The sequence below is a fragment of the Sanguibacter biliveldensis genome (assembly GCF_033798665.1).
Lineage (GTDB): Bacteria > Actinomycetota > Actinomycetes > Actinomycetales > Cellulomonadaceae > Sanguibacter > Sanguibacter inulinus.
In genome coordinates this window covers 3,578,874-3,591,541 of sequence record NZ_CP138359.1, presented here as the reverse complement: position 1 = coordinate 3,591,541, position 12,668 = coordinate 3,578,874, and the positions used below count along the sequence as shown (strand labels likewise).

General features: G+C 71.4%; 13 protein-coding genes. 11 read left to right on the top strand and 2 right to left on the bottom strand.

Annotated elements, in window-relative coordinates:
- Positions 1-99: 99 nt before the first annotated feature.
- The 3 genes from pstC to pstB are packed head-to-tail and all read left to right on the top strand — an operon-like array spanning position 100 to position 2,994.
- Positions 100-1,083, top strand: a complete 984-nt coding sequence (gene pstC / locus SANBI_RS15640) for a phosphate ABC transporter permease subunit PstC (RefSeq protein ID WP_319156652.1) — start codon at positions 100-102, stop codon at positions 1,081-1,083.
- Entirely contained in the window at positions 1,083-2,177 is a 1,095-nt protein-coding gene (gene pstA / locus SANBI_RS15635) for a phosphate ABC transporter permease PstA (protein WP_319156647.1), read from the top strand. The genes pstC and pstA overlap by 1 nt, the downstream gene beginning before the upstream one ends.
- A 37-nt stretch (positions 2,178-2,214) precedes the next feature.
- A complete protein-coding gene (pstB, locus tag SANBI_RS15630) occupies positions 2,215-2,994 on the top strand; it encodes a phosphate ABC transporter ATP-binding protein PstB (protein ID WP_319156645.1) in 780 nt (259 codons plus the stop codon).
- Between the two features lie 236 nt (positions 2,995-3,230).
- On the opposite strand, the gene SANBI_RS15625 is transcribed toward pstB, so the two are convergent.
- Positions 3,231-3,719, bottom strand: a complete 489-nt coding sequence (locus SANBI_RS15625) for a hypothetical protein (RefSeq protein ID WP_056128105.1) — start codon at positions 3,717-3,719, stop codon at positions 3,231-3,233.
- A gap of 370 nt (positions 3,720-4,089) precedes the next feature.
- On the opposite strand from SANBI_RS15625, the gene SANBI_RS15620 reads away from it, so the two are divergent.
- The 4 genes from SANBI_RS15620 (at position 4,090) to SANBI_RS15605 (ending at position 6,511) form a co-directional block, all read left to right on the top strand.
- Positions 4,090-4,572: a CarD family transcriptional regulator gene (locus tag SANBI_RS15620; protein ID WP_012868146.1), complete on the top strand. Its 483-nt coding sequence runs from the start codon at positions 4,090-4,092 to the stop codon at positions 4,570-4,572.
- 32 nt (positions 4,573-4,604) lie between these two features.
- Positions 4,605-5,420 carry a 2-C-methyl-D-erythritol 4-phosphate cytidylyltransferase gene (gene ispD, locus SANBI_RS15615; protein ID WP_319156641.1) on the top strand — a complete coding sequence of 272 codons (816 nt, stop codon included), beginning with the start codon at positions 4,605-4,607 and terminating at the stop codon, positions 5,418-5,420.
- Between the two features lie 32 nt (positions 5,421-5,452).
- Positions 5,453-5,956 carry a 2-C-methyl-D-erythritol 2,4-cyclodiphosphate synthase gene (gene ispF / locus SANBI_RS15610; protein ID WP_319156639.1) on the top strand — a complete coding sequence of 168 codons (504 nt, stop codon included), beginning with the start codon at positions 5,453-5,455 and terminating at the stop codon, positions 5,954-5,956.
- 81 nt (positions 5,957-6,037) lie between these two features.
- Positions 6,038-6,511 (top strand): VOC family protein, encoded by a 474-nt coding sequence (locus tag SANBI_RS15605; RefSeq protein ID WP_319156636.1) that lies wholly within the window; start codon positions 6,038-6,040, stop codon positions 6,509-6,511.
- 123 nt (positions 6,512-6,634) lie between these two features.
- Here the strand turns inward: SANBI_RS15605 and SANBI_RS15600 are convergent, their stop codons facing one another.
- Positions 6,635-8,110, bottom strand: a complete 1,476-nt coding sequence (locus tag SANBI_RS15600; RefSeq protein WP_319156634.1) for a D-arabinono-1,4-lactone oxidase — start codon at positions 8,108-8,110, stop codon at positions 6,635-6,637.
- Between the two features lie 129 nt (positions 8,111-8,239).
- Between SANBI_RS15600 and SANBI_RS15595 the strand changes: the two genes are divergently transcribed.
- The 4 genes from SANBI_RS15595 (at position 8,240) to rlmB (ending at position 12,599) form a co-directional block, all read left to right on the top strand.
- Positions 8,240-8,845, top strand: a complete 606-nt coding sequence (locus SANBI_RS15595) for a TetR/AcrR family transcriptional regulator (RefSeq protein ID WP_319156632.1) — start codon at positions 8,240-8,242, stop codon at positions 8,843-8,845.
- On the top strand, positions 8,842-10,047 hold the full coding sequence (locus SANBI_RS15590; protein ID WP_319161337.1) for an alanine racemase: 1,206 nt from the start codon (positions 8,842-8,844) through the stop codon (positions 10,045-10,047). The genes SANBI_RS15595 and SANBI_RS15590 overlap by 4 nt, the downstream gene beginning before the upstream one ends.
- A gap of 102 nt (positions 10,048-10,149) precedes the next feature.
- On the top strand, positions 10,150-11,583 hold the full coding sequence (gene cysS, locus SANBI_RS15585) for a cysteine--tRNA ligase (protein WP_319156630.1): 1,434 nt from the start codon (positions 10,150-10,152) through the stop codon (positions 11,581-11,583).
- Positions 11,583-12,599 carry a 23S rRNA (guanosine(2251)-2'-O)-methyltransferase RlmB gene (gene rlmB, locus SANBI_RS15580; RefSeq protein ID WP_319156628.1) on the top strand — a complete coding sequence of 339 codons (1,017 nt, stop codon included), beginning with the start codon at positions 11,583-11,585 and terminating at the stop codon, positions 12,597-12,599. Before cysS ends, rlmB begins: the two co-directional genes overlap by 1 nt.
- Positions 12,600-12,668: the final 69 nt, after the last annotated feature.

Below are 12,668 nucleotides of genomic sequence, written 5' to 3'. Positions count from 1 at the left end.
AGGTCTGAGCGCACAGGGCCCCTGACGGGGCTGGCATGAGACAGCGACACCCTGCACCGACCACCGGGGCCCACGGCCCCACCAGCTGACGGAGATCCCGTGGCCGTTCTGAGCCCCGCACCGACCAAGAAGTCCCCTGAGGAAGAGCCCGCCGTGAAGCAGAACAGGGGTGGGTTCGCAGGTCGGCTGTTCCAGTTCCTGTCGACAGCGGCAGGCGTCACCATCTTGGTGACCCTCGCGGCCGTCGCCGCGTTCCTGGTGATCCGCGCCTGGCCCGCACTCACCGCGTCGCCCGAAGAGCTCCAGAAGATCTCGTGGTTCAACTCCGACTCGATCCTCGGGTACACGGGGCCGCTGATCTTCGGCACGCTCCTCGCCTCGGTGCTCGCCCTCGGTATCGCCGTCCCGCTCGCCCTCGGCATCGCGCTGTTCATCTCGCACTACGCCCCTCGCCGCCTGGCGCAGGGGCTCGGCTACGTGATCGACCTGCTCGCCGCGATCCCCTCGGTCGTCTACGGCCTGTGGGGCGCGCTGTGGCTCGCGCCCGTGCTCGACCCGGTGTTCCGGTGGATGACGGACTTCCTCGGCTTCATCCCGCTCTTCGCCGGCTACCAGCCGCCCGCCAAGAACATCCTCACGGCGTCGGTGGTGCTGGCAGTCATGATCTTGCCGATCATCACCGCGGTCGCCCGCGAGGTCTTCCTCCAGACGCCCCGCCTGCACGAGGAGGCCGCCCTGGCGCTCGGCGCGACCCGCTGGGAGATGGTCCGCATGGCCGTCCTGCCCTTCGGCCGCTCCGGCCTCATCAGCGCCTCGATGCTCGGTCTGGGCCGCGCGCTCGGCGAGACGATGGCCGTGCTGATGATCCTGTCGCCCGGTTTCCTGTACTCCTTCCACCTGCTCAAGCCGGGTCAGCACCAGTCGATCGCCGCGAACATCGCCTCGAAGTTCCCGGAGGCCTCGGGCCTGTCGGTCAACGCACTCATCGCGACGGGTCTGGCGCTGTTCGTCATCACCCTCGCGGTCAACATGCTCGCCCGCTGGATCATCTCTCGCCGCAGCGAGTTCTCAGGAGCCAACTGATGACCACCGCCCCCCTGATCTCGACCCCCGCCCCGCTGCCCGAGGGTCCGCGGCCCGGAGCCCTCGACGCCGGACGTCGACGATCCCGCCTCGCGTCCTGGGTCCCGTGGGCCGTCGCCGGCGGCTCGGTCGTCGTGTCCTTCCTCGTGGTGCTCGTCCTGGGGACCCCGACGGTCGCCTCGGTCGTCGCGCTCGCCGCGGTGCTCTACGCGGTGTCGATCAGCATGGTCTCCCGCATCGTCGAGGGCCCGCGCTGGGCCGCCGACCGTGTCGCGACCACCCTGGTGACCTTCGCCTTCGGCGTCGCGCTCATCCCGCTGGTGTCGCTGCTGTGGACCGTGCTGCAGAAGGGCTCGACGCTCTTCTCCTTCACCTTCCTCAACACGAACATGCTCGGCGTCTTCGGAGACATGACCGAGGGCGGTGTCTACCACGCGATCGTGGGCACCGTGCTCATCACGACGGCGGCCGCGGTGATCTCCGTCCCGGTCGGCATCCTCACGGCCGTCTACCTCGTCGAGTACGGGCGCGGGCCGCTCGCCAAGGGCATCACCTTCCTCGTCGACGTCATGACGGGCATCCCGTCGATCGTCGCAGGGCTCTTCGCCTTCGCGCTGTTCACGCAGGTCTTCGGCCCGGCCTACCGCGCCGGGATCATGGGTGCTGCGGCGCTCTCGCTGCTCATGACCCCCGTGGTCATCCGCTCGGTCGAGGAGATGCTGCGCCTGGTCCCGAACGAGCTGCGCGAGGCGTCGTACGCGCTCGGTGTGCCCAAGTGGCTGACCATCGTCAAGGTCGTGCTCCGCACGGCTATCGCCGGGATCGTCACGGGTGTCATGCTGGCTGTGGCACGCGTCATCGGTGAGACGGCGCCCCTGCTGCTCACTGTCGGCATCATCACCCAGGTGAACTGGGACCTGTTCGACGGTCGCATGACCACGCTTCCCGTCTTCGCGTACAACCAGTACTCGCAGGGCGGTGTCGGGGTCGACCGCGCCTGGGCCGCAGCGCTCACCCTGATCCTCATCGTCATGCTGCTCAACGTGCTCGCACGCCTGATCAGCCGCTTCTTCTCCCCGAAGGCTTCTCGCTGAGACTGCCCTCTCGGGAGTCCGCACAGAAAGGCACCACATGTCCAAGCGCATCGAGGTCAACGACCTCAACGTCTACTACGGGGACTTCCTCGCGGTCGAGGACGTGTCGATGACGATCGAGGCCAGGTCGGTCACGGCGCTCATCGGCCCCTCAGGCTGTGGCAAGTCGACCTTCCTGCGGACGCTCAACCGCATGCACGAGGTGATCCCGGGGGCGCGCGTCAAGGGCAAGGCCGTCATGGACGGGCAGAACCTCTACGCCGCCGACGTCGACCCCGTCGAGGTCCGACGCCAGGTGGGCATGGTCTTCCAGCGCCCGAACCCCTTCCCGACGATGTCGATCGCCGAGAACGTGCTGGCCGGCGTCAAGCTCAACAACAAGCGGATCTCGAAGTCCGACGCCGAGGACCTCGTCGAGCAGTCGTTGAGCAAGGCGAACCTCTGGAAAGAGGTCAAGGACCGTCTCGCCCGTCCGGGCTCCTCGCTCTCCGGTGGTCAGCAGCAGCGTCTCTGCATCGCCCGGGCGATCGCGGTCAAGCCTGACGTCCTGCTCATGGACGAGCCCTGCTCGGCCCTCGACCCGATCTCGACGCTCGCCATCGAAGACCTCATGGCCGAGCTCAAGGACGACTACACGATCGTCGTGGTCACCCACAACATGCAGCAGGCCGCGCGCGTGAGCGACCGGACGGCGTTCTTCAACATCGCCGGTACGGGCAAGCCCGGCAAGCTCATCGAGATGGACGACACCTCGACGATGTTCTCCTCGCCGACGCAGCAGGCCACCGAGGACTACATCTCGGGCCGCTTCGGGTGATCGTCGCTCCTGGTCCCGCTGCCAGGCGCTCTTCGGGGGGAGAGCGCAGGGCGGCGGGACCAGGCTCTGGCCCCGCGTGAGCTGCACGGGACCAGGGCGTGGTCCGTGCCTCGTGCAGGGCGGGCAGCGTGCAGCACGCAGAAGGGCGCCGACCACGTGGTCGGTGCCCTTCTGCGTGCTGCGAGCCGCTCCTCTGAGCCGTCGCGCTGCTGTCTGCTGCTGGTGGTCGGGAGACCTCAGGGCATCTGGGGGGAGGGGATCGAGGAGATCACGTCGCGGTACTCCGGCAGCGTGCCGTCGAGGACGGGGACGGCGACCGAGGTCATGACACCGCTCGGGTCGGTGATCGTCATGGGCAGGTTCGAGCCCGGGGCGACGGGGACGGCCTCGAAGAAGGTCGCGGTGCCGTCAGCGAAGAAGTTCACGGTGTCGCGGCCGTCGATCGGCACGCCGAGCGACGCCGTACCGTCGGCGGTCGCGAGGAGCAGCTCTCCCGGCTCGGCGCTCGAGTTCGTGGCGCCGCCCAGCAGCCGGCCCGGCTCGCCCTCGCCCTCGGTCACGAGCATGAGGTTCTCGACAGTCATGGTCCCGGCGACGGCCCGGACGCCGTCCGAGGCGGCGTACGGCTTGTCCGTGGTCACGGGGGAGCACGCGGACAGCACGAGCCCGAGGCCGACGACGCCGGCGGCCAGTGCTGCGCGGGACTTCTTGGTCTGACGGATCACTCGTACTCCTGTGTCGGTGTGCGGACAGCGCGCCTGGCGCGCGAGCACGCCGGCAGTCTGCCGCAAGCCTAGTTCGTCTGCCGATCCCCAGGAAGTCAAGGGCCTATGGTCCGTGCCACAGATCTGACGTCTCGCGCTGCGACGTCGTCTCGCGGGGTCGACGGGTGCCTCCTGGCGCGCGGCCGGTGGCGTGCGCCGACCGCGCGGCGACCACGCGGCGACCACGCGGCGACCGGGCTGCGCGGGGTGCTCGTGCGGACCGCTGCCCAGGTCGAGGACCGGCTCCGCGTTCAGGGGACCTCGCGACGGGCGCGGAATTTCAACGTTCTGCCGTGGTAAGATGGATATCCGCGAAAGGGGACTGCCACAGATGACGTTCACAGTTGGGGAGACCGTTGTCTACCCGCACCACGGTGCCGCTCTGATTGAAGAGATCAAGACTCGCACCATCCGCGGCGAGGACAAGCTCTACCTGAAGCTCAAGGTAGCGCAGGGGGACCTGACCATCGAGGTCCCCGCTGAGAACGTCGACCTCGTCGGCGTCCGTGACGTGGTGGGCCAGGAAGGTCTCGACCGCGTGTTCGAGGTCCTCCGTGCCCCGTACACCGAAGAGCCCACGAACTGGTCTCGCCGGTACAAGGCCAACGTCGAGAAGATCGCCTCGGGCGACGTCATCAAGGTGGCCGAGGTCGTCCGCGACCTCTCCCGTCGTGACGCCGACCGTGGCCTCTCCGCAGGCGAGAAGCGCATGCTGGCCCGGGCCCGCCAGATCCTCGTGTCTGAGCTCGCTCTCGCCGAGCACACCGAAGAGGAGAAGGCCGAGGCCATCCTCGACGAGGTCCTCGCGTCCTGACGGACCGCGTCGACCACCCTGGAACCCGTCCCATGACACCGTCGGCCGTCGCGGTCCTCACCGCGGCCGGCTCCGGCGCCCGTCTCGGTCTCGGGTGCCCCAAGGCACTGGCAGAGCTGGCGGCGTGCACCCTCGTGGGGCACGCCGCCAGTCGTCTGTCCGCCTCAGGTCAGATCACCCAGATCGTCGTGACAGCGCCTGCGGCGCACCACGCCGCGGTGAGCGAGGCGCTCTCCGCCACCCCGGGCATCACCGTCCCGTGGCGGGTGGTCGAGGGCGGACCGAGCAGGCAGGCCTCGGTCGCCGCCGGCCTCGCCGAGCTCGCCCGCACCATGGACCCCGCGGCCCCCTACGACGTGGTGCTCGTGCACGACGCAGCGCGACCGCTCGCCTCGGCGGCGCTCGTCTCACGAGTTGTCGCGGCTGTCCGTGAGGGCGCGGGTGCTGTGGTGCCTGGACTGCCCGTGACCGACACGATCAAGTCGGTCGCGGTGTCGGCCGACGGGCCTGAACGCGTCACCGGGACCGTGGACAGGTCGGTGCTCCGGGCCGTCCAGACCCCCCAGGGCTTCGCGTGGGAATTGTTGCTGCGGGCCCACGCGGCCGGCGCTGACCGCGCGCAGGACGAGTCGACGGCTGCGACCGACGACTCCTCGCTCGTCGAGGCTCTCGGCGAGGCCGTCCACGTGGTGCCGGGTGAGGCCGAAGCGCTGAAGATCACGACCACCTACGACCTCGCCGTCGCCGGGCTGCTGCTCGCGGAGACTGTCGCCGGCGCAGACGCGGCTGACACCGGGAGCCCGGTCACGAGCCAGCCCACGACCGCCGTGCCGACGACCGGCGCGTGACCACCCCGTCCGACGACCGGAGCAGCAGACCGATGACCAGCGACCAGCCCGTCCCCCTCCCACGCATCGGCACGGGCACCGACGTGCACGCCTTCGCCGACCCCGCCGACGGGCGCGAGCTGTGGGTCGCCGGTCTGCACTGGCCGGGGGAGAACGGGCTCGCCGGGCACTCCGACGCGGACGTGGTCGCCCACGCGGCGGCCGACGCGATCTTCTCCGCGACAGGCCTCGGCGACCTCGGGTCCAACTTCGGCACGAGCGCCCCCGAGTGGGCCGGGGCGAGCGGCGCAGCCCTCCTCGCGGAGGCCGCAGGGCGTGCTCGTGCCGCAGGGTTCCGGATCGGGAACGTCGCGGTCCAGCTCGTCGGGAACCGGCCCCGCCTCGGTGCCCGCCGTGCGGAGGCAGAGCGGGTGCTCAGCGAGGCCGCCGGAGCGACCGTGACGGTCACCGCCACGACGACCGACGGTCTCGGGCTCACCGGACGCGGAGAGGGCGTCGCGGCGCTCGCGACAGCCCTCGTCGTCCACGAGGGCTGACCGCCCCGGGGTCTGTCCTGCGCGCAGCGCCAGGTCTACGCTGGGTGGCACCCGCCCGACGACGCGCACCAGGAGCCAGCCGTGCAGAAGATCTTCCCGTGCCTGTGGTTCGGCGACCAGGCAGAGCAGGCCGCCGAGTTCTACGTCTCCGTGTTCGAGCGCTCCAGCATCCTCGAGGTGTCGCGCTACGGGCCCGGAGCGCCCCTGCCCGAGGGCACAGCGCTCGTCGTCACCGTCGAGATCGACGGCTCGGTGGTCCGCGCCCTCAACGGCGGTCAGGACATCCCCTTCTCCGACGCCACGTCCCTGGTCGTGCAGGCCGAGACCCAGGACGAGGTCGACAGGCTCTGGGAGGCGCTCACCGCAGACGGCGGCGCCCCGGGCCGCTGCGGCTGGCTCAAGGACAAGTTCGGCTTCTCGTGGCAGATCGTGCCCGAGCGGCTCGGCGAGGTCATGCAGCAGGCCGACCCAGCCGCCGCGACGAGAGTCATGGAGGCGCTCATGGCGATGGACAAGATCTCGCTGCCGGACCTCGAGGCTGCCGCGCGCGGCTGAGGTCAGACGGACGGGTGGCTGAGGCCAGCCGGACGCTCGATACCGCCGCGAGCCGTCGCGCCCAGCCGCGAGCCGCCCCCAGCCGTCGCGCACAGCCGCGAGCCGCTACGCACCGCTGCGAGCTCAGCCGAAGAGACGTGTCGTGTAGGCGTTGGCGAAGAGCCGACCGGGGTCGTAGGCGTCGCGCACCGCGCAGAAGTCCTCGAGGCGCGGGTAGAGCCCGACGAGGTCGTCCCTGCGCAGGGAGTGCAGCTTGCCCCAGTGCGGGCGCCCTCCTGCGGCGCGGAAGATCTGCTCGACGCCCTCGAAGTACCTGTCGCGCGGCATCCGGGCGTACTGGTGCACAGCGACGTAGGCCGACTCGCGACCGTAGGCCGTCGACAGCCAGACGTCGTCGGCCGCGGTGAACCTCACCTCCACGGGGAACGGCACGTGCACGCCCGAGACCGTGATCCACCTGTCGACCTCCCGGAGCACCTCGACCACGTCGGCCCTCGGGAGCGCGTACTCCATCTCCGCGAAGCGCACCCGACGCCGTGACACGAAGACCTCGTGCGACGCCGCCGCGTAGGTGCGGGGGGCGAGAGCTCGTGAGGCGACCGCGTTGATCTGCGGCGTGAGCCGGGGCGCGGCCGTGGCGATCTCGTTCGTCAGCCAGAACACCCCGTTGGAGAGCAGCTCGTCGTCGACCCACCGTCGACCCGAGGCCCACGTGTCTCGGGCTAGCCGGGCGATCTGCCCGGTCACGCCGTGAGCTGACGACGACGACGGCGCACTGACGCCCGAGCCGCCGTCCCACAGGAGATCGGCGCCAGCCCCTGCGGGCCCGCCCAGCCTGTCGTTGCGCTTGGTCAGGGCCCTGCGGGTGTGCGGGAACCAGTACATCTCCATGTGGTCGTGCGCGTCGACGAGGTTCCCGGGGCCGTCGAGGCGCTCGAGCACCTCGTCGAGGGGGCAGGGCTCCTCGCGGGCGACCAGCCAGAAGGCCGGGACGGCCAGGATCGTCACGGCCAGCACCACCCCGACCGCGCCGAGGCCTAGGCGTGCGGCCTCGAAGAGGTCTGGGGAGGACTCAGGGCTCGCCTCGAGGACCTCACCTGCCGCCGTCATGACGCGCACACCCTGGACCCGTGCCGCCAGGCCGGTGAACCTGACGCCTGTCCCGTGCGTCCCAGTCCCGAGGGCGCCCGCGACAGTCTGCCGGTCGATGTCCCCGAGGTTCTCGAGGGCCAGGCCCCGCCGGGCGAGGGCCAGGTTGAGCGCGCCCAGCCGCATGCCGGCGCGCACGGTGACGAGCGCTCGACCGTTCCCGAGCGGGAGCACACGCTCGACCTGCTCGTGGTCGTGCCCGTCGGCCGCCCGGACCGACCGTCGGTCGAGCCGGGCGAGGTCGACCATCGTCCCCGACGTGGTCGCGGCGCCCGTGAAGGAGTGGCCGCTGCCCACGACCCGCAACCCCTCGCCGCGCTCGGCGGCGCCGGCGAGGGCCTCGCGGAGCTCGTCGGTCGAGCGTGGCACGACGACGGCCCGCGGCCGGCACTGCGCAGTGCCGCCCCACGTCGTCCAGAGAGCGGGACGCCTGCCAGGCGGGATCCTCATGCTGAGCACTATGGAGCCCGTGCAGACCATGGTCAAGCATCCAGATGGTGCACCATGATGGTCTGACGTCTCACGGCGAGCGCGCCGAGGACGACGCACGACGGACCAGCAGAAGAGGAGCGCGGCGCGATGGGTTGGTCACTCGAGGAACGGCGCGGGCGCATCGTCGACGCCGCCGTCCAGCTCGCCACCGACCGTGGGATCGAGCACCTCACCCTGCGCGCCGCGGCGGACGTCGCCGGGATGTCGTGGGACACCGCCCGCGAGAGCTTCGACGACCACGCCGACCTGCTGCGTGCCGTGAGCACAGCGGTGACCCGGCTCAACGTCCCCGTCGACGACGTCGACCTCACGGCAGTCCCCGCGGGCAAGAGCTTCGAGGACCGGGCCCTCGCGGTCGCCCACGGGTTCTGGGACCGGCTGACCTCCGACCGCGAGCTCCAGCTGGTGAGCTTCGAGATCTTGGTCCTCGCGCTGCGGCGCACGGCACTGCGTCCGCTCGCCGCCGGCCAGCAGGAGGACCAGCGGGACCTCGCCGCGCAGGTCCTCACCGAGTTCGCCGAGAGGGACGGCGTCACGTGGGACCGTCCGGTCGCCGAGGTCGCGCGCTTCGTGGCGACCTTCCTCGACGGCCTCACGACCTCGTGGATGATCGACGGCGACGACGACGCGGCCGCAGCCCAGCTCGAGCTGCTCGTGCGGTCCCTGGCACTCTTCGTCGAGGACCCGTCCTGACCGGCGGGCAGCTCGTCGCGCGGCTCGACGCCGCGACCGCCGGGCTGCCCGCTCCTCTCGCCGTCGTCGACCTCGACATCTTCGACCGCAACGCCGCCGCGCTGGTCGCCAGGGCGCCCGGGACCCCGGTGCGCCTGGCCACCAAGTCCGTCCGTGCCCGTGCCCTGGTCGAGCGCGCGCTCGCGGTCCCGGGCTTCGCAGGGCTCATGGCCTACTCGCTCCGCGAGGCGCTGTGGCTCGTCGAGACCATGCCCGCCGCGGCGACCGACGTGCTCGTCGCCTACCCCTGCGTCGACCCGGTCGCCCTCACCGAGCTCTGCAGGTCACCCGAGGCGCTCGCGCGCATCACGCTCGTGGTCGACGACCCGGCGCACCTCGACCGCGTCGGCGCGGCCTGGCGCGCCGCAGGGGGCCCGGACACCCCGGTCCGGCTGTGCCTCGACGTCGACGCCTCGTTGAGGGTCGGACCCAGGCGCTGGGCGCAGGTCCACCTCGGGGTCCGGCGCTCGCCCGTGCACACCCCCGAGGAGGCCGCGGCCTTCGCCGCGCGGGTCGCGGCGACGTCAGGCCTCCGGCTGGTCGGGCTGATGTTCTACGAGGCGCAGGTCGCCGGTCTGCCGGACACGAGCCCAGCCGTCCGGCTGGTGAAGCGGCTCTCTGTGCGGGACCTCGACAGGCGCCGGCCTGCCGTCCTCGCGGCAGTCGAGCGGCACGTCGGGACGCTCGAGCTGGTGAACTCCGGGGGTACGGGATCGATCGAGACCTCCGCGGCGGACCCTGTCGTCACCGAGGTGGCCGCCGGCTCGGGGCTCTACGCGCCAGGTCTGTTCGACGGGTACAGGGCGCTCGGCGTCGAGCCCTCCGCCTTCTTCGGTCTCGACGTCGTGCGACACCCCTCGCCGCGTGTCGTGACGGCCTTCGGCGGCGGGTACGTCGCCTCCGGGCCGCCGTCGGTCGTCCGCCAGCCGCGACCGGTCGGTCGCGGGCTGAGGCTCACCGCGCGAGAGGGGGCGGGCGAGGTGCAGACACCTCTCGAGGTCGCCCGCGGGGTCCGGGTCCCCGCGATCGGCGACCGCGTGTGGTTGCGGCACGCCAAGGCCGGGGAGGCTCTCGAACGCTTCGACCAGGTGCACCTCGTCCGCGGGGACGCCGTCGTCGAGACCGTGCCGACGTACCGCGGCGAGGGCCGGAACCACGGCTGAGCCCGCCGACGACCGCCCCGAGCCGGCGTCTTGGAGGGTGGACACCGCCGTCCAGGTGCGGCGATGCCACGCTAGCGTTCCCGCCCCGGTAGCCTGGGGCCTGTGAGCCTCCGCCTGTATGACACCGCTACGCGTGACGTGCGCGACTTCGTCCCCCTCGTCGAGGGTGAGGTCGGCGTGTACGTCTGCGGGGCGACGGTCCAGGGGATGCCGCACATCGGGCACATGCGCTCGGCCGTCGCCTTCGACGTGCTCGCCCGCTGGCTCGGACGCACGGGCCACCGGGTGACCCTGGTCCGCAACGTCACCGACATCGACGACAAGATCCTCGCCAAGTCCGCCGCAGCCGGCGAGCCCTGGTGGGCGTGGGCCGCGACGCACGAGCGCGCCTTCACGCACGCCTATGACGCTCTCGGCAACCTCCCGCCGACCTACGAGCCGCGGGCCACCGGCCACGTGACCGACATGGTCGCGCTCATGGAGCGACTCGTCGCCGCCGGGCACGCCTACCAGGCGGGCGAGGGCGACGTGTACTTCGACGTCCGCTCCTGGGAGCCCTACGGCTCCCTGACCAACCAGCGCCTCGAAGACCTCACCCCGGCGACCGAAGAGGTCGACGCGGGGGTGAAGAAGGACCCGCGCGACTTCGCGCTGTGGAAGGCTGCCAAGCCCGGTGAGCCCACGACGGCGTCGTGGCCCACGCCCTTCGGCCGTGGGCGCCCCGGCTGGCACCTCGAGTGCTCGGCCATGGCGCAGCGCTACCTGGGTGACACCTTCGACATCCACGGGGGCGGGCTCGACCTGCGCTTCCCGCACCACGAGAACGAGCAGGCCCAGTCGCGCGCGGCCGGGTACGACTTCGCACGGCTGTGGATGCACTCGGCCTGGGTCACCCAGGGCGGGGCGAAGATGAGCAAGTCGCTCGGCAACGGGCTGCTCGTCACCGAGGTGCTCGGCCGGACCCGTGCGGCCGTGCTGCGTTTCGCGCTCGCGGGCGTGCACTACAGGTCGATGCTCGAGTGGACGGCGGAGACCGTCGCCGACGCGGACACCACGTGGGACCGCTTCGTGGGATTTGTCGACAGGGCGTCCGAGCGGGTCGGTACGGTGACCGTCGACGAGGTCGTGGCAGCCGATCTGCCGTCGGCCTTCGTCACGGCGATGGACGACGACCTCAACGTCTCGGCGGCCCTCGCGGTCGTGCACGAGCACCTCAAGGCCGGCAACACAGCGCTGGCCGGGGGCGACGACACGGCAGCCCGCACCGAGCTGGTGCTCGTGCGCTCGATGCTCGACGTGCTCGGCCTCGACCCGGACGCATGGTCGACCTCGTCGACCACGAACAGCTCAGCGACGGCGCTCGACGCGCTCGTCACCTGCGAGCTCGAGGCACGTGCGCAGGCGCGCGCGGCCAAGGACTTCGCCACCTCGGACGCCATCCGGGACCGCCTCGCGCGGGCCGGGATCGTCGTCGAGGACTCGACTCTCGGCGCGCGATGGACACTCGCGGCCACGACTACGGAGGACCAGGACTGATGGCAGGCAACTCACAGCGCCGCGGAGCGGTGCGCAAGCCCGGTTCGAAGAAGGGCGCGAAGACAGGTTCGGGCGGATGGGGACGGCAGGCCCTCGAGGGCCGCGGCCCGACCCCCAAGGCCGAAGAGCGTCCGTACCACGTGGCGGCGAAGCGCAAGGCTGGTGCCGAGCGCGCTGGCGCGACGGGCACGGCTCCGCGCTCGAACGGCCGCCCGAGCGGCGGCAGCCGTCCGACCGGACGTGGCAAGGGCCCGAAGAAGTCGGGTTCGGCTACCCACGAGATGGTCTCGGGGCGCAACGCCGTCCTCGAGGCGCTCCGTGCCCGCATCCCCGTCACGACGGTGTACATCGGCACGCGCCTCGAGGCTGACGACCGCACCCGCGAGATCCTGCAGATCGCCTCAGGCCGCGGTTACAACCTCCTCGAGGTGACCAAGCCCGAGCTCGACAGGCTGACCGACGACTCCGTGCACCAGGGTGTCGCCATCCAGGTCCCGCCCTACGAGTACCGCGACCCCGAGGACCTCCTCGACGCCGCCGCCGAGCTCGACCAGCCTGCGCTGATCGTCGCCCTCGACGGTGTCACGGACCCCCGTAACCTCGGCGCGGTCCTGCGCTCGGCGGGTGCCTTCGGCGCCCACGGCGTGCTGGTGCCCGAGCGTCGCTCCGCAGGTGTCACAGCCTCGGCGTGGAAGGTCTCGGCCGGTGCCGCGGCCCGCGTGCCCGTGGCCCGTGCCACGAACCTCACGCGCACGCTGCTCGAGTACAAGTCGGCGGGCTGCTTCATCGTCGGTCTCGACGGGGGCGGGGAGGTGTCGGTCGGAGACCTCGCCTTCTCGGTCGACCCGATCGTCCTGGTCGTCGGCTCCGAGGGCAAGGGCCTCTCGCGCCTGGTCCGCGAGACCTGCGACGCGATCGCGTCGATCCCGATCGCCTCGGCTGTCGAGTCCCTCAACGCCGGCGTCGCGGCGGGCATCGCCCTCTACGAGGTCGCGAAGGTCCGCGCCGAGGCCTGACGACCACAGACAGCACGAGAGAGGCCGACCCCAGGACCGCGCGGTCCCGGGGTCGGCCTCTCTCGTGCT